The 25,122-nt window shown below is 70.6% G+C and carries 26 protein-coding genes; 16 read left to right on the plus strand and 10 right to left on the minus strand.

The window, feature by feature from the left end; all coding sequences use genetic code 11:
• Positions 1–64: 64 nt before the first annotated feature.
• Entirely contained in the window at positions 65–529 is a 465-nt protein-coding gene (locus tag ITJ57_RS18250) for a GNAT family N-acetyltransferase (RefSeq protein WP_194671397.1), read from the plus strand.
• Positions 530–553: 24 nt separating this feature from the next.
• On the opposite strand, the gene ITJ57_RS18255 is transcribed toward ITJ57_RS18250, so the two are convergent.
• The 5 genes from ITJ57_RS18255 to hemE all read right to left on the minus strand — a co-directional run bounded on the left by ITJ57_RS18255 (position 554) and on the right by hemE (position 4,415).
• On the minus strand, positions 554–805 hold the full coding sequence (locus ITJ57_RS18255; RefSeq protein WP_056010652.1) for a DUF3618 domain-containing protein: 252 nt from the start codon (positions 803–805) through the stop codon (positions 554–556).
• Positions 795–1,217, minus strand: coding sequence for a phage holin family protein (locus ITJ57_RS18260; RefSeq protein ID WP_162235765.1), 423 nt, complete (start codon positions 1,215–1,217; stop codon positions 795–797). The genes ITJ57_RS18255 and ITJ57_RS18260 overlap by 11 nt, the downstream gene beginning before the upstream one ends.
• Before the next feature lie 17 nt (positions 1,218–1,234).
• Positions 1,235–1,642 carry a hypothetical protein gene (locus ITJ57_RS18265; protein WP_056010646.1) on the minus strand — a complete coding sequence of 136 codons (408 nt, stop codon included), beginning with the start codon at positions 1,640–1,642 and terminating at the stop codon, positions 1,235–1,237.
• A gap of 140 nt (positions 1,643–1,782) precedes the next feature.
• Positions 1,783–3,327 (minus strand): NAD(P)/FAD-dependent oxidoreductase, encoded by a 1,545-nt coding sequence (locus ITJ57_RS18270; RefSeq protein ID WP_194671398.1) that lies wholly within the window; start codon positions 3,325–3,327, stop codon positions 1,783–1,785.
• Positions 3,324–4,415 (minus strand): uroporphyrinogen decarboxylase, encoded by a 1,092-nt coding sequence (hemE, locus tag ITJ57_RS18275; RefSeq protein WP_370582493.1) that lies wholly within the window; start codon positions 4,413–4,415, stop codon positions 3,324–3,326. The genes ITJ57_RS18270 and hemE overlap by 4 nt, the downstream gene beginning before the upstream one ends.
• A gap of 114 nt (positions 4,416–4,529) precedes the next feature.
• Between hemE and ITJ57_RS18280 the strand changes: the two genes are divergently transcribed.
• Complete coding sequence (locus tag ITJ57_RS18280) at positions 4,530–5,993, plus strand: glutamyl-tRNA reductase (RefSeq protein WP_194671400.1); 1,464 nt, start codon at positions 4,530–4,532, stop codon at positions 5,991–5,993.
• A gap of 173 nt (positions 5,994–6,166) precedes the next feature.
• Here ITJ57_RS18280 and ITJ57_RS18285 read toward each other — a convergent pair whose 3' ends face one another.
• Positions 6,167–6,757, minus strand: a complete 591-nt coding sequence (locus tag ITJ57_RS18285) for a DUF4190 domain-containing protein (RefSeq protein ID WP_194671401.1) — start codon at positions 6,755–6,757, stop codon at positions 6,167–6,169.
• Positions 6,758–6,927: 170 nt separating this feature from the next.
• Here ITJ57_RS18285 and ITJ57_RS18290 point away from each other — a divergent pair, with 170 nt between their 5' ends.
• Both ITJ57_RS18290 and ITJ57_RS18295 read left to right on the plus strand, forming a co-directional pair.
• Positions 6,928–7,728, plus strand: a complete 801-nt coding sequence (locus ITJ57_RS18290) for a triacylglycerol lipase (protein ID WP_194671402.1) — start codon at positions 6,928–6,930, stop codon at positions 7,726–7,728.
• Positions 7,725–8,156, plus strand: coding sequence for an NUDIX domain-containing protein (locus tag ITJ57_RS18295; RefSeq protein ID WP_194671403.1), 432 nt, complete (start codon positions 7,725–7,727; stop codon positions 8,154–8,156). Before ITJ57_RS18290 ends, ITJ57_RS18295 begins: the two co-directional genes overlap by 4 nt.
• Before the next feature lie 162 nt (positions 8,157–8,318).
• Here ITJ57_RS18295 and ITJ57_RS18300 read toward each other — a convergent pair whose 3' ends face one another.
• Both ITJ57_RS18300 and ITJ57_RS18305 read right to left on the minus strand, forming a co-directional pair.
• The gene (locus ITJ57_RS18300; protein ID WP_194671404.1) at positions 8,319–9,224 is read right to left on the minus strand and encodes a serine hydrolase; all 906 of its coding nucleotides are present in this window, start codon (positions 9,222–9,224) and stop codon (positions 8,319–8,321) included.
• Positions 9,225–9,494: 270 nt separating this feature from the next.
• Positions 9,495–10,265, minus strand: a complete 771-nt coding sequence (locus ITJ57_RS18305) for an SDR family NAD(P)-dependent oxidoreductase (protein WP_194671405.1) — start codon at positions 10,263–10,265, stop codon at positions 9,495–9,497.
• 96 nt (positions 10,266–10,361) lie between these two features.
• On the opposite strand from ITJ57_RS18305, the gene ITJ57_RS18310 reads away from it, so the two are divergent.
• The 10 genes from ITJ57_RS18310 to ITJ57_RS18355 all read left to right on the plus strand — a co-directional run bounded on the left by ITJ57_RS18310 (position 10,362) and on the right by ITJ57_RS18355 (position 20,241).
• Positions 10,362–11,090 carry an SDR family oxidoreductase gene (locus ITJ57_RS18310; RefSeq protein WP_194671406.1) on the plus strand — a complete coding sequence of 243 codons (729 nt, stop codon included), beginning with the start codon at positions 10,362–10,364 and terminating at the stop codon, positions 11,088–11,090.
• Positions 11,087–11,770 carry a FadR/GntR family transcriptional regulator gene (locus tag ITJ57_RS18315; protein ID WP_194671407.1) on the plus strand — a complete coding sequence of 228 codons (684 nt, stop codon included), beginning with the start codon at positions 11,087–11,089 and terminating at the stop codon, positions 11,768–11,770. Before ITJ57_RS18310 ends, ITJ57_RS18315 begins: the two co-directional genes overlap by 4 nt.
• A 252-nt stretch (positions 11,771–12,022) precedes the next feature.
• Positions 12,023–13,309, plus strand: coding sequence for a sugar ABC transporter substrate-binding protein (locus ITJ57_RS18320; RefSeq protein ID WP_056010615.1), 1,287 nt, complete (start codon positions 12,023–12,025; stop codon positions 13,307–13,309).
• Positions 13,310–13,315: 6 nt separating this feature from the next.
• Positions 13,316–14,287 (plus strand): carbohydrate ABC transporter permease, encoded by a 972-nt coding sequence (locus ITJ57_RS18325; RefSeq protein WP_370582494.1) that lies wholly within the window; start codon positions 13,316–13,318, stop codon positions 14,285–14,287.
• An 83-nt stretch (positions 14,288–14,370) separates the two neighbouring features.
• Positions 14,371–15,213: a carbohydrate ABC transporter permease gene (locus ITJ57_RS18330; protein ID WP_056011910.1), complete on the plus strand. Its 843-nt coding sequence runs from the start codon at positions 14,371–14,373 to the stop codon at positions 15,211–15,213.
• Positions 15,210–16,811 (plus strand): glycoside hydrolase family 3 protein, encoded by a 1,602-nt coding sequence (locus ITJ57_RS18335; RefSeq protein ID WP_194671408.1) that lies wholly within the window; start codon positions 15,210–15,212, stop codon positions 16,809–16,811. The genes ITJ57_RS18330 and ITJ57_RS18335 overlap by 4 nt, the downstream gene beginning before the upstream one ends.
• Complete coding sequence (locus ITJ57_RS18340) at positions 16,808–17,749, plus strand: N-acetylglucosamine kinase (RefSeq protein WP_194671409.1); 942 nt, start codon at positions 16,808–16,810, stop codon at positions 17,747–17,749. Before ITJ57_RS18335 ends, ITJ57_RS18340 begins: the two co-directional genes overlap by 4 nt.
• 64 nt (positions 17,750–17,813) lie before the next feature.
• Positions 17,814–18,770 carry an N-acetylmuramic acid 6-phosphate etherase gene (gene murQ, locus ITJ57_RS18345; RefSeq protein WP_370582495.1) on the plus strand — a complete coding sequence of 319 codons (957 nt, stop codon included), beginning with the start codon at positions 17,814–17,816 and terminating at the stop codon, positions 18,768–18,770.
• Complete coding sequence (locus tag ITJ57_RS18350; protein ID WP_056782271.1) at positions 18,760–19,629, plus strand: MurR/RpiR family transcriptional regulator; 870 nt, start codon at positions 18,760–18,762, stop codon at positions 19,627–19,629. Before murQ ends, ITJ57_RS18350 begins: the two co-directional genes overlap by 11 nt.
• Before the next feature lie 117 nt (positions 19,630–19,746).
• Positions 19,747–20,241 (plus strand): NUDIX domain-containing protein, encoded by a 495-nt coding sequence (locus tag ITJ57_RS18355; protein WP_194671411.1) that lies wholly within the window; start codon positions 19,747–19,749, stop codon positions 20,239–20,241.
• Between the two features lie 59 nt (positions 20,242–20,300).
• Here the strand turns inward: ITJ57_RS18355 and ITJ57_RS18360 are convergent, their stop codons facing one another.
• Positions 20,301–20,939 (minus strand): LysE family translocator, encoded by a 639-nt coding sequence (locus tag ITJ57_RS18360; protein WP_194671412.1) that lies wholly within the window; start codon positions 20,937–20,939, stop codon positions 20,301–20,303.
• Between the two features lie 131 nt (positions 20,940–21,070).
• Here ITJ57_RS18360 and ITJ57_RS18365 point away from each other — a divergent pair, with 131 nt between their 5' ends.
• Positions 21,071–23,071: an AarF/ABC1/UbiB kinase family protein gene (locus ITJ57_RS18365; RefSeq protein ID WP_194671413.1), complete on the plus strand. Its 2,001-nt coding sequence runs from the start codon at positions 21,071–21,073 to the stop codon at positions 23,069–23,071.
• A 56-nt stretch (positions 23,072–23,127) separates the two neighbouring features.
• Entirely contained in the window at positions 23,128–24,378 is a 1,251-nt protein-coding gene (locus tag ITJ57_RS18370; RefSeq protein WP_194671414.1) for an amino acid permease, read from the plus strand.
• A gap of 54 nt (positions 24,379–24,432) precedes the next feature.
• Here ITJ57_RS18370 and ITJ57_RS18375 read toward each other — a convergent pair whose 3' ends face one another.
• The gene (locus tag ITJ57_RS18375; protein WP_194671415.1) at positions 24,433–25,083 is read right to left on the minus strand and encodes a GntR family transcriptional regulator; all 651 of its coding nucleotides are present in this window, start codon (positions 25,081–25,083) and stop codon (positions 24,433–24,435) included.
• Between the last annotated feature and the right edge of the window lie 39 nt (positions 25,084–25,122).

The raw sequence follows: 25,122 nt of genomic DNA on the forward strand, positions 1-25,122 counted from the left end.
ATGGGCAAAAGTGGCAGGTCACGATTGACACTGAGGTTGCCCTCACAGTCGATACAGTCGGCTGATGACCAGCTTGCACGCCCCCGTCGAGTACCACGTCGCCCCGCTGTCCGAGATGGATCCGGTGACGCTCTACCAGGTGCTCAAGATCCGCGTCGACGTCTTCGTCGTGGAGCAGACGGCCCTCTTCGCCGACCTCGACGGACGGGACCTCGAGGACGGCACCCTCATCGCGTGGGCTCAGGAGGACACGGAGGTGCTCGCCACGATCCGCATCCTCACGGAGGCGGAGCACTCGGAGATCGGGCGGGTCGCCACCGCGTTCACTGCACGCGGCCGGGGTCTCGCCGCGGAACTCATCCGTCGTGCGGTCGCCGAACACGGACACCGCGAACTCCACATGGGCGCGCAGAAGCGACTCGCCGACTGGTACGGACGGTTCGGGTTCGTGATCACCGGCCCGGACTACGTCGAGGACGACATCGTGCACGTGCCGATGACCCGCGCGGCGACCCCTCGCTCGTCCTGAGGCTCGGCGAGCGACAGGAACGCGCTAGCGGGCGATCGCGCGGACGATGCCCCACACGGCCAGGCCGGCTGCACCGGCGAGACCGGCAACGCCGGCGTAGAAGACGGCGGGACGCTCGACCTTGACGGTCGCGACCCGGACGATGGCACGACGCTTGGCGCGATGCATCTGCTTCGGGACGTTGAGCTTGTCCTCGATGGCGTTCAGCGTTGCGACGAGCTCGGCGCGAGCCTGCTCGGGCGAGGGCGTGGCCCCCGGGAACTGGTCAACGGTCATACTCGCCGAGCCCCTTCACTGCCTTGATGTCTTCCTTCACGTTGTCCATCGGGCTCGGGTCCTCGTTGATCTTCTTGAAGTACCGCAACGCGATGAGCACGAGGACGGCGGCGACCAGCACGAACAGGACGAACACGCAGAGCGCGGCGAGCCACGACGGCATGACGAGCGCGAGCGCGAGGATCAGGACCGCGACGAGCACCCCGATCGCGAAGAAGAGGAACACGGCCGCGCCGGCGACGAACGCCGCGCCGATGCCCGCGTACTTGCCCTTGTGGGCGAGCTGCGTCTTGACGTTCGCGATCTCGGCCTTGACCAGGTTCGAGACGACACCGGGCAGCTGACCGACGAGGGTCAGCAGGGACTCGTCACGCTTGTCGTACCGGGGTTCCGACCGGTTCCGGTCACTCATGAAGCCCATCGTCGGCGCTACTCGCCGCTCTTGGGCTTCGGAGCCGCGGGCTTCCGTGCTGCAGGCTTCGATGCCGTCGACGTGGAGGTGCCGGAGGCCGTGCGCGCGTCGGAGACGGTGTCGGCCACGTCCTGGACGGTGTCCTCGGTCTTCGAGATCGCGCGGTCGAGCTTCTGGCCGGGCGTGGAGCCCTGCTGGCTGACGACCTTGGCGACGGCGCTGACGCCGCTCCACAGGGCTGCGGGGACCTCGCTGATGCGGGCCTTGGCGAAGTCCTCGACCTTGCCGCGCTGTGCGCGCACCGGCTTCGCGTTCCACAGCTTGACCCACTGCGTCTTGATCTGCTCGTAGCGTTCGCGTCCGGCGCGGGTCCCGAGCACGTAGCCCGTGAGCCCACCGACGACGAACATGACCTTGCCCTTCATGGCGCCTCCGTCTGTTCGAGTGGTGCTGGGTTGCTGCATCCAACGGGACCAGCGTAGTCGGGTGTCAGTCCGGCGCCACCATCGGGTCGGGGGTTGACAGGAAAAGATGCCGGGTCGGGCATATGGCCGCCGCCGGTCGTCTACCGCTGCAGTGCCTGGTGACGGAGACGCGCGGCCGCCTCGTGGGCGTCCGGGACGACCGAGGCCAGTCCGGTGCCGGACAACCAGGCGCCGGTGACCGCGAGATCCGGGACCTCAGCGACGGCCTCGCGGATCGCGTTCGACCGTTCGCGCTGCCCGCGCGCCGCGGTCGGCTGCGTCCCCGTCCAGGAGATGCGGTGGAAGCCGCGGACGGTGTCCGGGTCGAGCGGGACACCGAGCATGGCCGACGCATCGGCGAGCGCGACCGAGAGCAACTCGTCGTCAGAGAGTTCGCTGGTCGCGTCGGCCTCCCCCTGACGACCGAACGACAAGCGGATCACGTGTCGGTGCTCCCCCTGTTCCCTCGCACGTCCGGCGAGCCAGGCCCACTTGGCGGTCGAATGCGTGAGCGCCTTCGCGTGGAGGGTCGAGCCCGGCGCGACGAGCAGCCCCGAGCCACGGGGCGCCGCGTCCAAGGCCGGCTCGTCGAGCACGATCGTCACGAGCTCGATCGGGGCGGGGAGCAGTGGGTCGCCCGCGTCGTCGCCGGCCGCCGGCAGCTCGCGCAGGGACGGACCGACGTCGGCGAGCAGGGCACGGGCGGACTGTTCGGGCGCCGCGATGAGGATGAGGTCCGCTTCGAGGACCCGCCCGTCAGTCAGCGCGACGTACCAAGGGGCAGGCCTGGCTCCGGGGTCTGCTGCACGTTCGCTCATGCGAGGGAGTCCGGCGTCGCCGAGCCCGACGCCTGGACCGTCGACGTCGATGTCGAACGGGTGCCGGGAGATCGCCGTGACAGCGACGCCCGTGATGAGCGTGGACGCCCACCGTTCGAGTTCGGCGACGAGCCCGTCGACGAGCACGGTCATGCCGCCGTCGAGACCGCCGACCGCTGCGCCTGCGGGAGCGTTCTCCCGGAGCGCCGCGACCGCGAGCGAGAGTGCGCCCGTGCGCGTCAGGGCCTGGTTCAGCCCGGGAGCCGCGCGGTCCACGTCGAGGTCGTCGGGAGCGGCGGAGTAGACGCCCGAGGTGACGGGGGCGACGAGGAGGTCGTGGACGGCGGTCCCCATCCGCTTCCTGACCAGCGCGCCGAGGTTGTGCTCGGAACCGATCGTGAGCGGCGGACGGATGCGGTCCAGGTACGCGCGCAGCGCGCCCTTCCAACCGATGACCCGGCGGACGTCGTCCGCCAGGGGGTTCGTCGGGATCCCGAGGAGACCGGCCTTGGGAAGTGGCACGCTCCGCTGGGCCTGACCAGGCTTCGCGACGTGGAGCCAGGCGCCGGCCCGGTTGGGTCGGACGACGTGGTCGGTCAGGCCGAGCTGCTCGATGAGTTCGGCGACCGAGCCGCCACGGGTCGCGAAACTCTCGGCCCCGACGTCGACCCGGAGACCGGCGACGTCTGCGGCCGCGAGCGCTCCCCCGAACGCCTCCTGCGCCTCGACGACCGTCACCGCGATCCCAACCCTGGCGCAGTCGACCGCGCCGACGAGGCCTGCCGCGCCACCGCCGATGACGACGAGACGCTTCGGTTCGAGGCTCATGCCGGCTGCCAATCGTGGGCGAGGGCGACGATGCGCGTCAGGACGTCCGGGTCGGTCTCGGGCGGGACGCCGTGGCCGAGGTTGAGGACGTGGGACGGTGCCGCCGTGCCGCGCTGCAGGATGTCGAGCACGTGCGCCTCGAGCACCGGCCAGGGGGCGGCGAGGAGCGCGGGGTCGATGTTGCCCTGCACGGGGACCGTCCCGCCGAGGCGGCGGATGCCCTCGTCGAGCGCGAGCCGGTAGTCGATCCCGACGACGTCGGCGCCGACCCGGTGCATGGCTCCGAGCAGCTCGCCCGTGCCGACACCGAAGTGCACCTTCGGCACCGGGAGATCGGCGACGTGGGCGAGGGCCGCTCGGGAGGCCGGAGCGACGTACCGCTCGTAGTCGTCGAGCGACAGGGCGCCGGCCCAGGAGTCGAACAGCTGCGCCGCTGATGCACCGGCGAGGATCTGTGCCCGGAGGAAACGGCCCGTGACGTCGGCGCACCAGGCCATGAGCCGAGCCCAGGACTCGGGGTCGGCGTGCATGAGGGTACGGGCGGCGAGGTGGTCCTTCGACGGGCCGCCCTCGACCAGGTAGGCGGCGAGGGTGAACGGTGCGCCGGCGAACCCGATGAGCGGCGTGGCGCCGTCGCCGATGCCGGCGAGCCCCGCCACCGTGCGTGCGACGCCGGCTCGGATGGGTTCCAGGGTGTCGTCGAGGACTGCCGGGTCGAGGGCGACGAGCGCGTCGACCTCGGCGGCCGTGCGCACCGAGGAGCCCATGACCGGACCGCGACCCGGCACGATCTCCACCGCGACCCCGGCCTGCTTCAGCGGCACCACGATGTCGCTGAAGAAGATGGCCGCGTCCGTGCCGTGGCGACGGATCGGCTGCAGGGTGATCTCACTCGCCATCTCGGGGTCGAGGCAGGCGTCGAGCATGGCCGTACCGATCCGGAGCTCGCGGTACTCGGGCAGCGACCGACCGGCCTGCCGCATGAACCAGACGGGCGTCCGCTCGGGACGGGTGCCGCGGTACGCGGTGATGAGGGGCGACGCCTCGGTGGTGCCGGTGACCAGGGGATGTTCGGGTGGAAGACTCACCCCTCCATCCTCCCATCTCCCTCCTGCACGAGTGCGGCGAGCCGGCCGCTCGGTGAGGGTCACCTGGGTGGCTTCCCGGAGAGGCCGACGTGCCCGCTCGGGTACACTCGACGGGTGCTCATGTGTGTGACGGCGAGCCATAAGAACGCCACCTTCGACCTCCTCGAACGACTCTCAGTCGGCGCGGAGGGCGTTGCCGCGCGCCTGGTCGCCCACCACGAATGCGTCTCCGGGGCCGTCGTCGTGGCCACCTGCAACCGCTTCGAGGCCTACATCGACCTCGACGAGCCCGTCACCGCAGCCGCCTCCGTCGCCTTCGAGGCCGCAGCGGAGGCCGTCAGCGAGACCACCGGCATCCCCGCCGAGCAGCTGCGCGAGGTGTTCGACCTCAGCGTCGGGACCGCGGCCGCCGAGCACCTCTTCGCCGTGTCGGCCGGGCTCGAGTCCGTCGTCGTCGGCGAGGGCGAGATCGCCGGGCAGGTCAGGCGTTCGCTCGAGTCCGCTCGGGCCGGCGGCACCACCAGCTCCGAACTCGAGCGCCTGTTCCAGCGCGCCTCGCAGACCTCCCGCGGCATCAAGAACCGCACGCCGCTCGGCCGTGCCGGCCGCTCGATCGTGCGACTCGCCCTCGACCTCGCGGAGAGCCGGATCGACGATTGGGCCACGCAGCGCGTCCTCCTCGTGGGCACCGGCGCCTACGCGGGAGCGAGCCTCGCGGCCCTCCGCGACCGCGGCGTCACCGACGTCCTCGTGCACTCGCCCTCCGGCCGTGCCGAGAAGTTCGCTCGCTCGCACGAGATCGGCTGGATCGGCCAGGACGAGCTCGCGCGCACCACCGGCGAGGTCGACATCATCGTCACCTGCACCACCGCCGAGGGCCACGTCGTCGACGCCTCGCTGCTCCGCGCCGGTCGCGCAGCGGTCGCAGCCGACCACCGCGCCCGCGCCGGTGCCGCGCAGGACGCACCCGTCCTCTCCCTGGTGCCTGGTGCCGCCACGCCGGCCGCCGAGCTCGAGCCCACCGGGGTCTCGGAGCTCGTCCACGACGTCATCACGGAAGCCGCGGCGGAGTGCCCCGTGCCGCACGCCTCGGCCCAGCTCGTCATCGACCTCGGGCTGCCGCGCAACGTCGACCCCGACGTCGCCACGGTCGCCGGTGTCGTCCTCCTCGACCTCGAGACCATCCGGATCCACGCGCCGCTCGAAGAGCTGCAGGCCACCGAGGTCGCTCGCTCCATCGTCAGCCGTGCAGCCCAGAAGTTCGCCGCGGTGGGCGAGGAACGTAGCCTCGAGCCCGCGGTCGTCGCCCTGCGCAGCCACGTGCACGCCCTGGTCGAAGCCGAGGTCGCACGCGCGACGGCACGCGGCGACGACGACGGCTCGACCGCCCGCGCCCTGCGCCACCTGGCCGGAGTCCTCCTGCACGAACCGACCGTCCGGGCGCGCAACCTCGCCCGCAACGGCGATCAGGCCGCGTACACCGCGGCGCTCCAGACGCTGTTCGGCATCGAGGTTCCGCAGGCTCCCGCGGCCGTCGTGCCGGTCACCGACACCGACTCGGCCGCCTCCGCCTCCTAGGCTCCGACGGGTTCCGCCCTTCGACAAGCTCAGGGACCAGCCGGCTTCGGTCCCCGCCAGCCGCAGTGCTTCGGTCCCTGAGCCTGTCGAAGGGCGCGAACCGCAAGAACGACGAACGGGCACCGGCGCGATGCCGATGCCCGTCGTGATCCGCCTGCCGAGCAGGCCGTGGATCAGTAGCTGTCGTAGTCGTAGGTGGCCGCCGTGCCCATGATGCCGGCGAAGATGAGGATGTAGAAGATGATGACGATGACGCCGGCGAGGACCGACACACCGCTCACGATCGTGCCGGCGAGCGCGAGGCCGCGGCCCTGCTCACCGGTGCGCTTGATCTGACCCAGGGCGATGATGCCGAGGACGAGACCGACGACGCCGAACCCGACGAAGGGCGCGATGAGCGAGATGATCGCCATGACGTTCGTCTTCTGGCCGGCCGGCTGCGCGTAGCCGTACGGAGCCTGCGGCTGACCGTAGGGCGCTGCGGGCTGGCCGTAGGGGTTCTGCTGCTGACCGTACGGAGCCTGCGGCTGGCCGTAGGGGTTCTGCTGCTGCTCTCCGTAGGGCGACTGCTGCTGACCGTACTTCGGCTGCTCGCCGTACTGCTGGGTCTGCTGCTCGCCGTAGGGCGAGGGCTGACCGTATTGCGGCGCCTGCTCCCCGTACTGCGGAGCCGGCGGAACCTGCGACTCGCCGTAGGGCGGCTGCTGGGGAGCCTGGCCCTGACCGTACGGGTCGTTCGGCTGGCCGGAGTTCGGATCGGTCATGTGGGTGCACCTCGCGCATAGGGGTTCGACGAACGGACTCATGCTTGCAGCGCACCGTCGCCTTGTCAACACAGCGTAACCCGCGTTCCCGCTCGAGGACTGGGCTCGCGCCACCCCGACCGAGCACGGCGACCATGCCGTCCGATGGCAAGATGGACGAGGGGGTGCGGATGGACGAGGAATCGGTGGCGGATGCCGACGATGTCGCGCTCGCAGAGGCCCCACCCGTCGCGGAACGTCCTGGGGCACTGAGCATCGCCGGGATCGTCGCCGTCGACTGGATCCATTCGGTCGCGTGGCACACCAGGGCCTTCTTCAGCGGCCGCATCCCGCGGGAGTACGGCCGCGGCGACACCGCTCGCCCGGTCGTGGTCCTGATCCCGGGCGTCTACGAGACCTGGGCCTTCCTCAAGCCGGTCGCCGACCACCTGAACGCCGCCGGGTACCGCATCCGCATCGCGCGCGGCCTCGGCTACAACCGCAAGCCGATCCGCGACACCGCGGCCCGCTTCGCCCGTGCGCTCGGCAGACTGCCGAAGCCGAACGCGGGCTGCGTCATCGTCGCACACAGCAAAGGGGGCCTCGTCGGGAAGGAACTCCTGCTCACCGATCGCGAAGGTCTCGGGCTGCTCGGGGTCGTCGCGATCTGCTCACCCTTCTCCGGGTCGGTGCTCGCCAAGTACGTCGTGGACCCGAGCCTCCGCGCGTTCCTGCCGACCGACGAGACCATCGTCGCCCTCGGCGCACCCCACGACGTGAACGCCGACATCGTCTCGATCTACAGCACCTTCGACCCCCACGTCCCGTCGAGCAGCGTGCTGCCCGGGGCGACGAATGTGCTCCTGCCCGTCCCCGGCCACTTCGTCATCCTCAGCGCGAGGGAGCTCCGGGAGGCGGTGGAGCTGGCGGTCGACGGGTTCGCCGAACCGCGAGACGCGCACCACGACCGGAACGGATCGACGACCCGATGAGCGATCTGACCAGAGGCGGGGGCGGACCGCTCGCCGACATCCTCGTGTCCGCCGTCGCGATCGTCCGCGACCGACGGGTGCTCATGGTCACGGCCCGGGGGCGCGACGTCCTCTACATGCCGGGCGGGAAGATCGACGCGGGCGAGACGCCTGCCGAGGCCGCGGTGCGCGAAGCCCGCGAGGAGATCGCGGTCGAGCTCGACCCGGCCGGCGTGACGCCGCTGTTCACCGTCCTCACGCAGGCCCACGGTGAACCGGACGGCCGGCTCGTCCGGATGCACGTCTTCGCGGCGGAGACGGACGCGGTTCCACAGCCCTCGGCCGAGGTGAGCGCCGTGCACTGGGTGGGGACGGAGTCGCTCGACCGCTGCCCGCCCGCGGGACGCGAAGTGCTCGAGCGACTGGCGGCCTCGGGGTACATCGACTGAGGCCCTTCGACAAGCTCAGGGACCGGGGTTGGGCTCAGGGACCGGGGGTGGTGACCTCAGGGACCGGGGGTGAGGCTCGGGGACCGGGCCCTTCGACAGGCTCAGGGACCGGGGGGGGAGTGAGCTCAGGGACCGGGGGTGAGGCTCAGGGACCGGGTGAGGTCAGTGCACGTATTCGAGGAGGTCCTGGCCGAGGGTGCGGACGGCGTCCACGACGCCGAGTCGCGTTCCGAGCTCGGTGTCGTCGTAGCTCGTGCACACCGCGTAGCTCACGGCGCCGTTCGGGCCACGGAGGATGCCCGCCTCGGCGCGCACACCCACGCCGGAACCGGTCTTGTTGAAGAGCTGGATGCCGTGGTCGGGTTCGCGATGGGCCAGCGGGTCGAGGCCGAACCCCGAGGCGACGAGAGAGAGGTCGGTGTTGAGCGACAACCACGCCAGCACGCGACGGCTCGTGGTCGCGTCGACGATCTCACCCGTCGCGAGGGCCTGGAACAGCCAGGCGAGCTCGCGGGCGGACCCGACGGAGAGCTGGGGTGCGTTGTCGGGGCCCCGGTGATCGCGCACGATGTCGAGCAGCGCCGTCCGCTTGAGCCCGATCTCCTCGGCACGGTGTCGGACGGCCTCCAGGCCGATGTGACGCAGGAGGACGTTCGTAGCGAGGTTGTCGCTCGTGGCACCCACGAGCGCCGCCAGGTCGGCGACGGGCAGGGACGGTGCCTGCAGGTGCTGCCAGATCCCGGAGTCGGCGACCGCGTCGAGCGGTTCGCGGTCGAGGATGGTGAGCCCGCTGAAGTCGGTGTCGCCGAGCCGTGCTGCGACCTCGATGAGGAGGAGGACTTTGCCGATCGAGGCGGTGGGGACGACCACGTGGTCGTCGGCCGACATGAGCATCTCGCCGGTCGTGATGTCGTTGATCCGGAGGCTGACCTGCGCGCCCGAGGCGGCGAGCTCGCCGAGGGCACTGAACCCTCGGGTGAACGGTTCGATCGGTGCTGCGGCCCGGTGGCGCCCTCGACGCGCATCGCGTGATCGGCGACGCTCGGACACTTGCACTCGTGAAGCCACGGCTGACCGAACTCCTCTGCTCCAGATGGTGATCCCGACGATGATGCGGGGTGTGGACCTGCCCCGGTCAGCCCACTCGACTGCCGTCCGGGGACCCGCTCAGCGGGCTTCCGGATGTGCCGTCCACGGTATCGTAAGCGTCCTTCGGGCTGGCTGCGAATCCGTGCTCAGGAACCGTCCCCCGGGCGCGTCGACCCGACGACTGTCGCTTCAGGCGAGGCGGAATCGGCCGTTCCGACCGCCCGGCAGCGGCCACCGGATCCGCGCGGATCAGCTGCGGGCGCGAGCCGGGAACTGGGTCGCGAACTTGCCGCCGCTGACGTCGATCAACGCTCCGGTGAGGTAGCCCGCCTGGTCGCTCGCGAGGAAGCGGACGACGTTCGCCACATCCTCCGGCTCCTCCCACCGGCGCAGCGACAGGGTGTCGAGCAAGGCGTCCTGCCGATCGGCGGGCAGCTCGGCGAAGCCGTTCATCGCGGTCGGCACCATGCCTGGCGCGTAGGCGTTCACCGTGATCCCCCACGGGCCGAGTTCGCTGGCGAGGACCTTCGTCAGCTGCACCACCGCCGACTTCGATGCCGCGTACGCCGCGCTGCCGACACTCGGGATGATCGCCGCGAAGCTCGCCGCGTTGATGATCCGGCCCGACCCCTGTCCCTTCAGATAGGGGATGACGGCCTTCGACATTCTGAAGACCCCGCCGACGTTCACGTCGAAGCACGCCGTCCAGGCGTCGTCGCTCGTCTCCTCGAGCAACGCCTCGACGTTGACGCCGGCGTTGTTGACGAGGACGTCGATCCCGCCGAGGCGCGCGGCGGCCTCCGCGACCGCCTCCGTCACCGAGGTCTCGGACCGGACGTTGCACGGGATCGCGGCGAACGCGTCACCCCACGTCTCGAGGAGGTCGTCGAGCGGGGCGACGTCGAGGTCGAGGACCGCGACGCGCGCACCCTCGGCGAGGAACGCTTCCGCGAGCGCCCGGCCGATCCCTCGCGCTCCCCCGGTCACGATGACCCGGCGGTCCGTCAGATCCAGCAACATCGATGTCTCCGTCCAGTCGTCGCATGGCGGACCGCAGCGCCGTCCATGCCAGGCGATTAAAACATACGAATGGCATACCGTACCTACACTGGAGCCATGACGGATCGAGTGCTGTGGGTGACCGGCGGCGGAAGCGGGATGGGACGGGCGGTCGCGCTGGCCGCGGCCCGCTCCGGGCGCAGGGTGGCGGTGACCGGCCGCCGGCCGGAGGCGCTCGACGAGACGGTGGCGGAGATCACGGCGGCTGGCGGCACGGCCGTGGCCGCAGCAGCCGACGCGACCGACCCCGCAGCACTCGCCCTGGCCCACGAGCGCATCGTCGCCGCATGCGGGACGGTCGACGACCTGGTGACGGCTGCGGGATCGAACGCGCCGCGGCGGCGCTGGGACGACCAGTCGATGGCCGAGTTCGCGACGATCGTCGACACGAACCTCACCTCGGTGGCCCGCGCGATCGACCTCGCACTGCCGGGGATCCGTGCGGCACAGGGCCGGGTCGTCGTCATCTCCTCCTTCGCCGGGTGGCGCTTCTCCACCAAGGGTGGCGTCGCCTACAGCGCGAGTAAGACCGCGCTGTCCTCCCTCTGCGCCACGCTGAACGAGGAGGAAGGAGTCAACGGCGTCGGTGCGACGCACCTCTGCCCCGGCGACGTCGACACCCCCTTCCTCTCGATGCGACCTCAGGTGCCGGACGCCGCAGCCCGGGAGACGATGCTGACCCCGGAGGACATCGCCCGCGCGGTCGCCTTCGTCCTCGACGGCCCCGCCCACGTCCGGATCGACGAGTTGGTCATCTCCCCCACCCGCCCGACCGTCGCGCGATGACCGTCGCCGGCTCACCGGGCGCTTCGGCGTTCGAGCGCACGCTCGACCGCATCGGCTCCGACATCGTCGAAGGACGACTCCCGCCCGGCGCCGTGTGCACGGTCGAGGAGCTGACCGTGCGGACCGGGCACTCGCGCTCCGTCGTCCGTGAGGCGACCCGAGTCCTCGGCGGGCTCGGCCTTCTCGAAGGGAAGGCCCACGTCGGCCACACGGTGCAGCCGTCGGAGCGATGGGACTGGCTGCAGCCACGCGTGCTCCGCTGGTCACTCGCGAGCGGACGGCGCGACGCGACCCTGCTGGCGATCCGTGAACTCCGCGCCGCCACCGAGCCCGAGTGCGCCCGCCTGGCGGCGCATCGACGCCGTGACACGGACGCGCTCGAACTGCGCGCGATCGGCGACGCGCTCCTCGATGCTGCGGCGGTCCAAGACGTCGAAGCCTTCCTCGACGCCGACCTCCGATTGCACCGACTGCTGCGCCAGGCTGCCGCGAACCCGCTCCTCGACCGCGTCGGGGGCGCCATCGACGCAGCTCTCCTGGACCGGGTCGACCGACTTGCGGCCGGTGCTATCGACCTCGACGACGCGGCGTTGCACCGGGACCTCGCGGTCGCCGTCGAGCGACGCGACGGTGATGCGGCCGCTGCGGCGATGCGCGCGATCATCGTCCGCACCGCCTGAGCGCCCCTCCGGAACGCCGCTCGTGCGGCACCGCGCACCCCGTCCGCACACGGTTCTCGCAGCTTCGCGAAACACGCACGTCACGCAGGTAACGACAGTGTTGCAGTGCTGGAAAATATTTGCAAGCTCCCTGTACTTATTGAATACTGTTTCCACACCCACTGAAAACAGCAGGGATCGACCCCACGGTCATCACGGATCCCGGGCCAACGACGGCTCGGACTCCCGATCCCAGAATCGAGGAGCAGCACCATGCGCAAGCGCACCCTTCCGCTGGCCGTCCTCGCCACCGCGGCACTCGGCCTCACCGCCTGTGCCGGTGGCGGATCCGGCTCAGGCGACGTCTCGGCCGACGGCCAGACGCTCACCGTCTGGATCATGCAGGGCACCAACCCCGACTCCGAGGCCTTCTTCAAGGAGGTCGGCTCGGCCTTCAAGAAGGAGACCGGCGCCACCCTGAAGGTCGAATACGTGCAGTGGGCCGACGCCCACGACCGCTTCGTCACCTCCATCGCCGGCAACACCACTCCGGACGTCGCCGAGACCGGCACCACCTGGACGGCCGAGTTCGCCGACGCCGGCGCGCTCGCCCCCATCGGCGACTACGTTGACAAGGCCGGCCTGAAGGACGACCTCGTCAAGGGCCTCGCCGACTCCGGCACCTACGACGGCGAGCTCTACGGCATGCCCTGGTACGCCGGCGTCCGTTCGATCGTCTACCGCACCGACGTCTTCGAGGAGCTCGGCCTCAAGGCGCCGACCACCTGGCAGGAGATCATCGACGCCGGAACCGCGATCAAGGCCGCGAAGCCCGACATGATCCCGTTCCCCGTCCCCGGTGACGCCGAGTTCACGGCCTACCCGTGGGTCTGGGGCGCCGGCGGCGAGGTCTCCGAGCTCGACGGCGACACCTGGAAGTCCCAGCTCGCGAGCGACGACTCGCGCAAGGGCATCCAGTTCTGGACCGACCTGGCGACGAAGTACGACCTCTCCTCCTCAGGTGCGACCACCTGGAAGGAGACCGACGTCCTCGACAACTTCGTGCAGGACAAGGTCGCCATGGCGATCATGGGCTCATGGACCCCGGCCACCATCGTGCAGAAGAACCCGGAGCTGGAAGGCAAGTTCGCCGCCATCCCGATCCCGGGTGAGGACGGTGGCATGTCGCCCTCCGTGCTCGGTGGCTCGCACCTCAGCATGTTCAACACCTCGAAGAACAAGGACCTCGCGTTCCAGTTCATCGAGATGATGACGACCGGCAAGTACGCCTCCGAGTGGGCCGAGCAGACCGGGTACTTCCCCGGCCAGACCTCGCTGCTCAGCGACGCGACCGAGAGCGACGACCCGCTGGTGAAGCCCTTCGCCGAGCAGTTCGTCGACGGCGGCGCTTCCCTCCCCGTGACCCCGAAGTTCGGTGCGGTGCAGGCGAAGAAGACCACCAACGCGATGATCCAGGCCATCCTCTCCGGGAGCAAGTCGGTCGACCAGGCGACGACCGACGCCGCCACCGAGATGGACGACATCATGAACGGCAAGTAGCCGATCGTGTCGACCCTCACCCCGCCCCCGGTCACCCGCGAAGCCCCCGCTTCGCGGGTGGCCGGGGGCCCCTCCCCCAAGCGGCTGCGGCTCCTCATGCGCACCCGCCCCTGGCTGCTGCTCACGCCGGCGCTCCTCATCCTCGCCGTCCTCCTGCTCTGGCCGCTCATCCGGGTCGTGCTGTTCTCCCTGCAGGACTACGGCCTCCGCGAGATCGTCTCCGGCGACACCAACTTCAACGGCGGCGCGAACTACGCCGAGGTCTTCGCGGACCCGACGCTCTGGACCGTCGTCCTCCCGAACACCGTCTTCTTCGCGGCGGCCGCCGTCATCGGCACGGTCGTCCTCGGCACCCTCGTCGCCCTCCTCATGGCGAACCTCGGCTCCTTCTGGCGCACCATCGTCGGCAGCGCCATCATGGTCGCCTGGGCGATGCCCGCCGTCACCGGCACCTACGTGTGGGTCTGGATCTTCGACGCCGACCGAGGCATCGTCAACCAGACGCTCATGGGCGCTGGGCTCATGGACGAGCCCTTCAACTGGTTCACCAACCAGTTCACGTTCTACGGCATCGCGCTGCTGAACGTCATCCACCACGGGTTCCCGTTCGTGGCCATCACCGTCCTGGCCGGTCTGCTCGGCGTCTCCAAGGAGATGCTGGAGGCCGCCGAGATGGACGGGGCCGGCGCGTTCCGCCGCTTCTTCCAGATCACCTTCCCGTCGCTGCGCCAGGTGTTCTCGGTCGTGATCATCCTGTCGACGATCTGGGACTTCAAGGTGTTCGCGCAGATCTACCTCATGCCGGGTGGTTCCGGCTCGAACCGTGAGGTGCTGAACCTCGGCGTGTGGTCCTACGTGGAGTCCTTCGGGCAGAACCGGTACGGCTTCGGCTCGGCCATCGCGGTGCTGCTGACCCTCGTGCTGCTCGGCATCACGATCGTCTACATCCGCGCCCTCATGAAGGAGGACGAACTGTGACAACCCACGCCCCCGCCCCCACCAACGACCTTCGACAGGCTCAGGGCCCGGGCACCGACGGATCCGCCAAGCCGCAGGTCCCCATGCACCGGAAGGCGAGCGGTCGGAAGATCCGCTCCAACACGGTCAAGGCGGTCCTCGTCACCCTGCTCCTCGTGTTCACGCTCTTCCCGGCGTACTGGATGCTCTCGAGCGCCTTCGATGCGCAGGCGTCGAGCGGTGGCCAGTCCTTCTTCCCGAAGGAACTGTCGCTGACGAACTTCGAGTCGGTCCTGACCGACGGCGGGTTCGCGGTCTTCCTCCGCAACTCCGCGATCGTCGCCGGTGCGACGGTGCTCATCTCCGCTGCCGTCGCGCTCCTCGCCTCGGTCGCGGTCGCCCGATTCCGGTTCAAGTTCCGCACCGCGGTGCTGCTCATGATCCTCGTCGTGCAGATGGTGCCGCTCGAGGCGCTCGTGATCCCGCTGTTCGTGCAGATCCGCGACCTGCAGCTGCTCAACACGCTGCTCGGGCTCATCATCGTCTACGTGGCGCTCGCGCTGCCGTTCGGCATCTGGATGCTCCGCGGCTTCGTCGCGGCGGTCCCGGTGGAGCTCGAAGAGGCCGCGTTCCTCGACGGCGCCAGCTGGTGGCGCATGTTCCGCTCGATCATGCTCCCGCTCGTGGCCCCCGGCCTCGTCGCGACGAGCGTGTTCAGCTTCATCACGGCCTGGAACGAGTTCATCTTCGCGATGACCCTGCTCGGCGGTTCGACGGAGAACTACACGGTCGCCATCGGCCTCAAGCAGTTCTTCGGGCTGAACTCCAACGACTGGGGCTCGGTCATGGCGGCGTCGACGATCATCACGATCCCGGTCATGATCTTCTTCATCCTCGTGCAGCGACGCCTCTCCGGCGGCCTCGTCTCCGGAGCGGTGAAGGGATGACCGACCCCGACGTCGCCCGGCTGGTCCGTGGCGTCCTCTGGCCGGGGTTTCTCGGCCGGACCGCCCCGGACTGGCTGCTGCGCGAGCTCGACGGTGGTCTTGCCGGCGTCGTCTACTTCGGCCAGAACCTCTCGGCCGATCCGGCGCAGGTCGAGGCGCTCTCGGCGACGCTCCGTGCGCACCGACCGGAGATCCTCATCGGTGTCGACGAGGAGGGTGGCAACGTCTCCCGTCTCGAGGCCCTGACCGGGTCCACGCTGCCGGGGCACGCCCAGCTCGGTGCGCTCGACGAGGTCGAGACCACCCGAGCCGTCGGCTCCGAACTCGCGCGCCGACTCCGCTCGGCCGGGGCGAACGTCGACCTCGGCCCCGTCGCCGATGTGAACACCAACCCGGCGAACCCCGTCATCGGCGTACGTTCGTTCGGCACCACCGCGGCGCTCGTGTCCCGCCACGTCGCCGCCATGGTCGAGGGGCTGCAGTCGGGTGGGGTCGCCGCCTGCGTGAAGCACTACCCCGGCCACGGCGACACCGCGAGCGACTCGCACCTCGACCTCCCCCGCATCGATCTCGACCTGGCGGAGCTCGAGGCCGAGCACCTGCCGCCGTTCGACGCTGCCGTCGCGGCCGGGGTCGCGAGCGTCATGACCGCCCACATCGTCGTCCCCGCCTTCGGTGACGCACCGGCGACCCTCAACCCGATCCCGCTCCGCCGACTTCGCGAGAGCGGCTTCGACGGCGTGATCATCTCCGACGCACTCGACATGGCCGCGATCCGCTCCACCACCGGTTCCGGACGCGGGGCGGTCCTCGCGCTCGAGGCCGGCGTGGACCTGCTCTGCATCGGCAACCCCTCGAACCTCGGACCGAAACAGGGAGCCACCACCGACGAGGACGACTACCTCGAGGTGTTCGAGGCGGTCTGCGCGGCGATCACCGACGGGGTTCTCGACCGGGCGGTCGTCGAGCGCGCAGCCGCCCGCGTCGCGCGGCTCGCCGCGACGGTCGCCCCTTCGACAGGCTCAGGGACCGGCGACTCGGTCCCTGAGTACTCCTCGGTCCCTGAGCTTGTCGAAGGGTGCTTCGCCGACGCCATCCGCCGGGTCGTGCGGGTCCGCGGTGACGTCACCGTCGACGCCTCGGCGATCACGCTCGTCGACCTCCGCGACCGACCGACCTTCGCCGTCGCCTCGGCGCACGACCCCTTCGCCGAGTCGCTCGCCGAACGGTTCGAGGTGACGCGGCTCGAGGCCGGCCCGAGTCTCCGGACTCCGGATCCCCTTACGGAGGCACCTTCCTCCGACGAGCTGTCCCTGCTCCTCGAGACGATCCCCGCGGAGCACGGCGTCGCCCTCCTGGCGGACCGCCTCGACGACGACACCCCGCAGCGGCTCGCCGTGGAGCGTGTCGCGACGATCCGACCCGACGCCGTCGTCGTGAGCGTCGGCCTGCCACTCGCCGAGGACCTCCGGCTCCCACTCCCCGTCATCGACTGTCTCGCAGCGTCACGCGCCTCGGCCGACCGGGTCACGGAGCTCCTCGCCTCGGGGACCACCGCCGCACCATCGCACCACCAGCACCACCGGAACGGATCATGACCCACCTCGCACATCCCGTCCTCGCCATCGATCTCGGGAAGACGTCCTGCCGTGCCCGCATCACCGGCGGTTCCGCCGAGGAGCCGACCGTCCTCGCCGAGGCCCACGGCCACGGCGCGCCCGGCCTCGCCGACCACGAGGGTGCCGAGCTCTCGGCTCGGGCGGTCATGGACACGGTCTCGCAGCTGCCGGCCGCTCTTCTGGCGGAGGTCCGGCACGTCGGCATCGGCGCTGCAGGGGTCGAAGCCGCCCCGCACCAGGTCGCCGCGTTCACCGCGGAGCTCCGCCTGGCGCTCGGTGCCACGATCGCCGTCGTGAACGACGCCCTCGCGGCCCACGCCGGCGCCTTCGCGGGTGGTCCGGGCACGGTGCTCATCGCCGGGACCGGTGCCGTCGTGTTCGACGTCGACGCGGCGGGTGCCGTCAAGCAGATCGACGGCTGGGGACCCTGGCTCGGCGACGAGGGCAGCGGCCGATGGATCGGGCAGGAGGGCCTCGAGGCGTGCATGCGCGCGTTCGACGGTCGCGGCCCGGCGACCGCGCTCCTCGCAGACGCCGAGGCACTCGCCGGCACGATCCCGGCGCTTCCGCTCTGGGTCTCCAGCACCGGGGCGCCGGCCCGCCAACTCGGCACCTTCGCCCCGACGGTCATCGCCCGGGCCGAGGAGGGCGACCAGGTCGCCGCCGACATCGTCGACGCCGCCTGTGCACATCTCGCGGCGAGCGCCGCCGCTGCCGGTAGCGGTGCCGTGTGCGTCGTCGGCGGCATCGCCTCACAGCCCTACTTCGCCGCCCACCTCGCGACGGCCATGCGCGAGGTCGGCGTCGACCTCGTCAGACCTCGGGGCGACGCCCTGGACGGTGCCAGGCTCGTGGCCCTCGACACGGCGATCTCCTACGCCGGAAGGGTCGTGCGCGACGATGTCCACGCCGTCTGAGGGCTCCTCGTCAGGCCGACCACCGGTCCCTGAGCCTGTCGAAGGGCGGGGACCGATCACCACAGTGCAGGCCTCCGGACGCGACTCCCTCCGCGCCGAGCTCGCGACGATGTCCACCGAGCAGGTGGGCGAACGCGTCCCCGACCTCGACGCCCTCACCACGCGTGAGCTCGTCGCGGCCATGAACGAGGAGGACCGGTCCGTCCCGGAGGCCGTCGCCGCCGTGGCACCCGAGATCGCCGCAGCCGTCGACGCGATCGTCGACCGGCTCCGTCGCGGTGGCCGACTCATCTCCCTGGGTGCCGGCACGGCGGGACGCCTGGGCATCCTCGATGCGAGTGAGGCCCCGCCCACCTTCGGCACCGATCCCGGGCTCATCGTCGGACTCATCGCGGGTGGCCCCGGCGCCATCCAGCAGGCGGTGGAGAACGCGGAGGACCGTGACGACCTCGGGCGAGCGGATCTGGCGTCGCTGTCGATCACCGCGGACGACGCCGTCGTGGGTGTCTCCGCGTCCGGCCGGACGCCCTACGTCCTCGGCGCCCTCGAGTACGCGCGCTCGGTCGGCGCGATCACCATCGGCCTGTCGTGCAACGCGGGCTCCCCGCTCGGGCGTGACGCCGACATCGGCATCGAGGCGGTCGTCGGGCCGGAGCTCCTCACGGGTTCCACGCGGTTGAAGGCGGGGACGGCGCAGAAGCTCGTGCTCAACATGCTGTCGACGATCTCGATGGTGCGTCTCGGGAAGACGTACCGGAACCTCATGGTCGACCTTCGTGCGACGAACGAGAAGCTGCGGGCGCGCGCGGAACGGACGGTCATGCTGGCCACCGAGGTCGACGCCGCCACGGCCGCTGCGACGCTCGCATCCGTCGACGGCTGGGTGAAGGCCGCTATCCTCGTCCTCGTGACCGGCATCGCCGCAGATGAAGCAGTCGCCCGCCTCCGCAGCGGCGACGGGTCCCTCAGCGCGGCCATCGCAGCCCACGCCACGACGGGGGCCGCCTCGGATGTCCACTGACGCGCTGCTGGTGCTCCGCCAGGCGATCCCTCGCCTGAGTGCCGCCGAGACGCGCGTCGCCGAGACGATCATCGGCACCCCGTCGCTCGTCGTCGAGTTGACCATCACGGAGCTCGCGAAGGCGTGCGGCACCTCGCAGGCGACCGTCGCCCGGTTCTGCCAAACGATCGGGTACACCGGGTACCGGGAGTTCCGGGTGGCGGTTGCGACGTCGACGAGCCGCGAGCAGGCGGAGCGTGACCGGTTCGAGGTCGACGACGCCGACATCGACCCGGACGACTCGGTCGAGACGGTCGTCGCGAAGGTCGCGTACCAGGAGGTGCAGGCGATCGAGTTGACCGCCCGTTCGCTCGACCGCGACGCCCTGGACGCGGTCGTGGACGCGCTGCTCATTGCGCCGCGCATCGACATCATCGGCTTCGGCTCCTCGAACCTCACCGCGCAGGACCTCCACCAGAAGCTGTACCGGATCGGCATGCCGGCCAACACCTTCGTCGACGCCCACCTGGCGTTGCCGTCGGCCGCCCTCCTCGGGCCGGGCGGGGTCGCCATCGGCATCTCGCACTCGGGGCTGACGGTCGAGACCGAGCAGGCGATGCAGCTCGCCCGTGCCGCCGGGGCGACGACGGTGTGCATCACGAACTTCCCCGACTCCCCCATCGCGAGCCGCTGCGACCTCGTCCTCGTGACGCAGGCCAGGGAGAGCCGCTACCGTTCCGGGGCGATGTCCTCGCGCATCGCGCAACTCGCGCTCGTCGACCTGCTGTTCATCCGTGTCGCCCAGCGTCGCTACGACGTCGCAGCGGAGTCGCTCCGCGTCACCTACGAGTCCATCCAGGACCACCGCATCGACACCTGAGCGTGGCTGTCGAGCACGTCAACCGCTGAGCTCGAGCGGCTGCAGGAGCTCATCCGTCGCCGCGACCCTCTCGGGTGACGCTTCGCCGGAGCGACCGAGCCGCTTAGACTCCCGCGCATGGGCTACGTCGGAAGCGATCTCTGGGAGCTGCGGCAGCTGGTCGGGCACCGGCTCCTCGCACTCCCGGGTGCCCAGGTGCTCGTCCTCGACGACGACGGCAACGCTCTCTTCCAGCGCAGGGTGGACACCGGGCTGTGGGAGATCCCGGCTGGCAGCTGCGAACCGGGGAGTGGGTTCGCGGCGACGGCGGTCACGGAGCTCGCCGAGGAGACCGGCCTGCGGGTGGACGAGGGCGACCTCGAGCCGTTCGCCTGCCTCTCAGCCACCGAGCATCACGTCCTCGACTACCCGAACGGCGACCGCGTCCATGCGTTCGCGATGTGCTTCGTCGCGCGCAGCTGGACAGGTTCACTGCGCGCCGAGGTGGGCGAGGTCCTCGAGTTCCGGTGGGCTCCACTCACCGACCCGCCGGCTCCGATGCACGGTCCGACCGTGGAGGTCCTACGACTGTTCGCCGCGTACACGGCGTCGGGAGCGTTCCAGACGGGCTGACCTCGTCCCGCTGCCAGTGCGCCCAGCCCAGCGCGAGCGTCCCGCGCACGTTCGCAGCGCTACGCCTTGCTACCGGTCAACGCGATCGTGCCACCGAGGCCGATCAGCATCACGCCACCGCCCGCGGTCAGCTTCGAGAGACGCTTCGGGCTCCTCGCGAACCAGGCCCGCGCCGTCCCCGCCGTGAGCGCCCAGACGCTGTCGCTCACGAGCGCGATCGCGAAGAAGACAAGTCCGAGGATGGCCATCTGCACCGGGATCGCCCCGTGGTCGTAGGCGACGAACTGGGGGAGGACGGCGACGAAGAACACGATCGTCTTCGGGTTCGTCACACCCACGAGGAAGCCCTCGCCCAGAAGCCGCCCAGAGGACGGACGCGCCTTCGTCGTCTCCGGGGTGCGCGCGTGGTCGTTGCGATGACGGATCGCCTGCACACCGAGGAACACGAGGTATGCGGCTCCGACGAGCTTGATGACGGTGAACACGACGACCGACTCGGCGACGATCGACCCGACGCCGAGGGAGACGAGCGCCACCGCCGGCAGCATCCCGAGGGCGTTGCCGACCACGCTGAGGACACCCGCCTTCCGTCCGAGCGCGAGTGAGCGTCCGATGACGAAGAGGATGCTCGGCCCGGGGATGACGATCAGCGCGAGCGACGCCAGGGCGAACGCCCACAGGTTGGTCGGGGGAAGCATGGGGACTCCGATGATCGGCTCGGGTGATGAGTCGAATGTAGACGAGCGACGACCGCTCGCGCGCGCTCAGCTCAGCCGGATACGCTGGCGGACGGGGCGAGCCGACCGCTCGACCGACGAGGGGATGCCGGATGCTGACTGATGCGCTCACCATCGTGCTGGCGATCGTCTCCGCGCTCCTCCTCGGATTCGCCGCCCGTCGCGTGCTCGATGCCCCGGTCGGCTGGCCGCGCAGCATCGTCGTCGGCCTGGTCGTGTTCGTCACCGGTCCCCCGTTCGCCAGCTGGCTCGTCCAACAGACCGGCCTCCTCCAGGACGGCCAGGCCGACGATGCCCGCGCCGCGTTCGCCGCGATCGCTGTCGCCCTCCTCGCGATCGGCTGGATCTTCGCCCTCGGTCTCGGTGTCCTCGTCGCCATCGAGGTGATCATCCCCACCCGCCCGTTGATGAACCCGATCGACGTGGTCCGCTCGGCGATCCGGCGCCGTCGTCGCACCCGCCGCTACCTGCAGATCCTCACGATCGCCTCCCGCCACGGTGCCGGCTGGCTCGTGCACGGCCGATCCCGGGTGCAGCTGGAACTCACCACGAGCGAGCAGCGCGCCAACGCGATCATCGCGACGATCAACGACTCCGGCGTCACCTTCGTGAAGCTCGGGCAGGTGCTGTCGACACGCCGTGACCTCGTGCCGGAGCCGTACCTCAGCGCGCTCGCCTCCCTGCAGTCGGAGGCGACGACGCTGCCGTGGCACGAGGTCGAGGTCGTCATCGAGACCGAACTCGGGGCGCCGATCGACACGGTGTTCGCGTCCATCGACTCCGAACCGCTCGCCGCCGCCTCCGTCGCGCAGGTGCACACCGCCGAGCTCCTCGACGGCACGCCCGTGGTCGTGAAGGTCCAGCGTCCCGCCGCTCGGGTGCAGGTCGAGGCCGACGCCGACATCGTCGTCCGCCTGGCCGAGCGCGCCGAGACCCACACGAAGTTCGGGCAGAACCTCCGCCTCGCCTCCGTCGCCCGAGCGTTCACCTCGACGCTGCTCGAGGAGCTCGACTACCGGATCGAAGCCCGCAACGTGGAGATGATCCGCAGCACCCTCAAGCGACGCGACGAGCACGACGAGGGTGTCCGGATCACCGTCCCGCGCGTCTACCCGGCGGCGTCGGGCGCCCGGCTGCTCACCATGGACCTCGTCGACGGGCTCCCCCTCAGCCGCGCCCGCGAGCGCATCGCGACCATCCCGTTGGAGGAACGGCAGGCGCTCGCAACGGGCCTCATGGAGGTCGTGCTCGAACAGATCCTCGTGCACGGCGTCTTCCATGCCGACCTGCACCCGGGGAACGTCATCCTCCGTGAGGACGGCTCGCTCGGCCTCATCGACTTCGGCGCCGTCGGTGTCATCGAGCGCAGCCAACGTCAGCGGCTCACCGCGGTGATGCTCGCCACCGTCAGCGAGGACGACATCGCCGCGACCGACGCGCTCCTCCTCATCGTGGACCTGCCGGAGGACGCCGACCTCGACGCCCTCCGCCACGACGTGGGCATCGTCATCACCACCGAACGACACCGCCCTGGCGGCGACGGTTCGATCTTCAGCCGCCTTCTGGACGTCATCCGCCAGCACCACATCGCCCTGCCCGGTGACCTCGCGGCCGCGTTCCGCAGCTTCGCGACGCTCGAAGGCTGCCTCAAGGCCCTGGATCCGGACTTCGACATGTTCGAGCAGGCGCTGCCCATGGTGCCGCGACTGCTCCGGCGTGCCCGGTCGATCCGTCAGACGGCGGTGACGCTGCAAGCCCAGGCAGCGGTGTCGGCCGCGTTGGCCCGCAACCTGCCGCGCCGACTCGACGCGCTGCTCTCCGGGCTCGAGCAGGGCACGGTCGGGGTGACCTTGAAGGGCCTCGCCGATGAACCCGCGAAGGGACTCGTCCAAGGGGTGACGGCGGAGATCGTCGGCACCCTGATCTCGATCGCCGCCATGGTGATCGCCGTGGTCCTCGTCGTGACGGGTGCTGGCCCGACCCTGCCGGGGGGACTCCGGGTCTTCGACCTGATCGCCGCGTTCATCGGCTTCCTCGGCTTCCTCGGGCTGCTGCGCGTCCTGCGGCAGACGGTCATCCGCCGAGGCCAGTGACCGACGCAGTCGTCACGCAGACCCTGGTGTTCACCCTGCACCGCTAGCGTGATCGGGTGAGCGCTCCCGGACTGCAGCGACGACTCGGCACCAGCGCCGCCGTGTTCATCGGCCTCGGTTCGATGATGGGCGCCGGCGTGTTCTCGGTGTTCCAGCCGGCCGCCCAGGTGGCGGGTGCAGGCCTGCTCGTCGGGCTCCTGATCGCCGCGGTCGTCGCCTGCTGCAACGCGATGTCGTCGGCGCAACTCGCTGCCCAACTGCCGTCCGCCGGAGGCAGCTACGTCTACGGTCGCGAGCTCATCGGCCCCTGGTGGGGGTTCGCCGCCGGGTGGAGCTTCGTCGTCGGGAAGACCGCGAGCGCTGCGGCGATGGCCGCCGCCTTCGCTGCCTACGCCGCGCCCGTCGAGTGGAGTCGGCCGGTCGCGGCGGTCGCGGTCGCCCTGGTGGTCGTGACCAACTGCCTGGGCGTGACCCGCACGGCGACGGCGACCCGGGTGATCGTCGTGGGCGTCCTGCTCGTGCTCGCCGTGGTCGTCACCTCCGGTGCGTTCGGGCCGGCTGCGGGCGTGACCGGTTCCGCGTCGCTCGTGTTCGATGCCGGGCCGCTCGCCGTGCTGCAGTCCGCCGGCCTGCTGTTCTTCGCCTTCGCCGGGTACGCGCGCATCGCGACCCTCGGCGAGGAGGTCCGTGATCCGGCCCGGACGATCCCGCGGGCGATCGGGATCGCGTTCGCGGTGGCGGTGGTGGTCTACGCAGGGGTCGCCGTGGTGGCGTTGCTCACCCTCGGTGCCGACGGCTTGGCCCAGGCGTCACGGCCGCTGGCGGCCGTGGTGGAGGCGAACGGGTGGCCGTGGGCGTCGACGCTCGTGCGGGTCGGGGCGGCGGCCGCCTGTCTGAGTGCGTTGCTCGCCGTGTTCGCCGGCGTGGGTCGGACCGCGTTCGCGATGGCGAGGACCGGCGACCTCCCGCGGTGGCTCGACGCCGTGCACCCGCGCTTCGCGACACCATACCGGGCGGAACTGCTCGCGGGCGCCGTCGTCGTCGTGCTCGTGCTGCTCGTCGACCTCCGGAGCGCGATCGGCTTCTCCTCGTTCGGCGTCCTGTTGTACTACGTGGTCGCGAATGTGGCGGCGCTGCGGCAGACGAGCGCACACCGACGGTATCCGCGGGCGGTCAGCGTGGTGGGTGCAGCCGGGTGCTTGCTGCTGATGGGCACCCTGCCCCCGACGTCAGTGGCCGTCGGGAGCGCGGTGGTGTTGCTCGGGTTCGCGGGGCGGGCGATCGTGGCACCTCGACGGGCTCGGTGACCGGAACCCCGGCCCGTGACGTCCCGGTCCCTGAGCCTGTCGAAGGGCGGCCCGCTACAGCTGAGCGGACAGGCGGAAGATGTTCTCGACCGCGAGCTCGGCGGCGATCGCGTCGCCGGCTTCGACCGCCTGGCGCAGCTCCGGGTAGCCCTGCTCCTTCGCGGCCCAGTCGGTCGTCTCCTCCGTGCGGGTCGCGGACGACCGGTAGGTGAGGCCGTCGATGATGTCCTTCGTCGCGGCGACGAGGGTGGCGTTCGGGCACGCGGTGATGAAGGCGTCGAAGAGTTCCCAACTGAGGCGCCCGTGCTCGGCCATGTCGCGCTGCTCGACGACGACGATCACCTGGTTGATCGAGCGGACGAGGGCCTTCTTCTGCGTCGCGCCGAGGCCGGGAACGGTGACGCGGACGATGCCGCCGAGCATCGCGCCGAGGGTCTGCATGACCTCGGTGCGCTGGGCTGGGTCGGGCAGGGCGACGCGGGTGTAGCGCTGCGCGGCCATCTCGATGAGACCGACGCGGGCGAGGTCGTTGAGGGCTTCGCGGATGGGCGTGCGGGAGATGCCGAGCCAGGACTGCAGCTCGCCGTCGTTGAGGTGCTCACCGGGCTCCAGCGTGCCGTCGAAGATGGCGGTGCGGATGCGCTCGACCGCGACCTCGCGCAGGGACCGACGCTCGACGGGCGGGTTGGCTGAGGGCACGGGCATGCTGGGTCTCCTTCGTCGGCGAATGCTACGGCATCAGCG

It is taken from the genome of Plantibacter sp. VKM Ac-2880 (assembly GCF_015351235.1).
In the GTDB taxonomy this organism is placed as follows: Bacteria; Actinomycetota; Actinomycetes; order Actinomycetales; family Microbacteriaceae; genus Plantibacter.

What these genes read in the sequence shown, in the direction of transcription:
- ITJ57_RS18250 (WP_194671397.1), top strand. Translation starts at nt 65, where the DNA reads ATGACCAGCTTGCACGCCCCCGTCGAGTACCACGTCGCCCCGCTGTCC.
- ITJ57_RS18255 (WP_056010652.1), bottom strand. Translation starts at nt 805, where the DNA reads ATGACCGTTGACCAGTTCCCGGGGGCCACGCCCTCGCCCGAGCAGGCT.
- ITJ57_RS18260 (WP_162235765.1), bottom strand. Translation starts at nt 1,217, where the DNA reads ATGAGTGACCGGAACCGGTCGGAACCCCGGTACGACAAGCGTGACGAG.
- ITJ57_RS18265 (WP_056010646.1), bottom strand. Translation starts at nt 1,642, where the DNA reads ATGAAGGGCAAGGTCATGTTCGTCGTCGGTGGGCTCACGGGCTACGTG.
- ITJ57_RS18270 (WP_194671398.1), bottom strand. Translation starts at nt 3,327, where the DNA reads ATGAGCCTCGAACCGAAGCGTCTCGTCGTCATCGGCGGTGGCGCGGCA.
- ITJ57_RS18285 (WP_194671401.1), bottom strand. Translation starts at nt 6,757, where the DNA reads ATGACCGATCCGAACTCCGGCCAGCCGAACGACCCGTACGGTCAGGGC.
- ITJ57_RS18290 (WP_194671402.1), top strand. Translation starts at nt 6,928, where the DNA reads ATGGACGAGGAATCGGTGGCGGATGCCGACGATGTCGCGCTCGCAGAG.
- ITJ57_RS18295 (WP_194671403.1), top strand. Translation starts at nt 7,725, where the DNA reads ATGAGCGATCTGACCAGAGGCGGGGGCGGACCGCTCGCCGACATCCTC.
- ITJ57_RS18305 (WP_194671405.1), bottom strand. Translation starts at nt 10,265, where the DNA reads ATGTTGCTGGATCTGACGGACCGCCGGGTCATCGTGACCGGGGGAGCG.
- ITJ57_RS18310 (WP_194671406.1), top strand. Translation starts at nt 10,362, where the DNA reads ATGACGGATCGAGTGCTGTGGGTGACCGGCGGCGGAAGCGGGATGGGA.
- ITJ57_RS18315 (WP_194671407.1), top strand. Translation starts at nt 11,087, where the DNA reads ATGACCGTCGCCGGCTCACCGGGCGCTTCGGCGTTCGAGCGCACGCTC.
- ITJ57_RS18320 (WP_056010615.1), top strand. Translation starts at nt 12,023, where the DNA reads ATGCGCAAGCGCACCCTTCCGCTGGCCGTCCTCGCCACCGCGGCACTC.
- ITJ57_RS18330 (WP_056011910.1), top strand. Translation starts at nt 14,371, where the DNA reads ATGCACCGGAAGGCGAGCGGTCGGAAGATCCGCTCCAACACGGTCAAG.
- ITJ57_RS18335 (WP_194671408.1), top strand. Translation starts at nt 15,210, where the DNA reads ATGACCGACCCCGACGTCGCCCGGCTGGTCCGTGGCGTCCTCTGGCCG.
- ITJ57_RS18340 (WP_194671409.1), top strand. Translation starts at nt 16,808, where the DNA reads ATGACCCACCTCGCACATCCCGTCCTCGCCATCGATCTCGGGAAGACG.
- ITJ57_RS18350 (WP_056782271.1), top strand. Translation starts at nt 18,760, where the DNA reads ATGTCCACTGACGCGCTGCTGGTGCTCCGCCAGGCGATCCCTCGCCTG.
- ITJ57_RS18355 (WP_194671411.1), top strand. Translation starts at nt 19,747, where the DNA reads ATGGGCTACGTCGGAAGCGATCTCTGGGAGCTGCGGCAGCTGGTCGGG.
- ITJ57_RS18360 (WP_194671412.1), bottom strand. Translation starts at nt 20,939, where the DNA reads ATGCTTCCCCCGACCAACCTGTGGGCGTTCGCCCTGGCGTCGCTCGCG.
- ITJ57_RS18365 (WP_194671413.1), top strand. Translation starts at nt 21,071, where the DNA reads ATGCTGACTGATGCGCTCACCATCGTGCTGGCGATCGTCTCCGCGCTC.
- ITJ57_RS18375 (WP_194671415.1), bottom strand. Translation starts at nt 25,083, where the DNA reads ATGCCCGTGCCCTCAGCCAACCCGCCCGTCGAGCGTCGGTCCCTGCGC.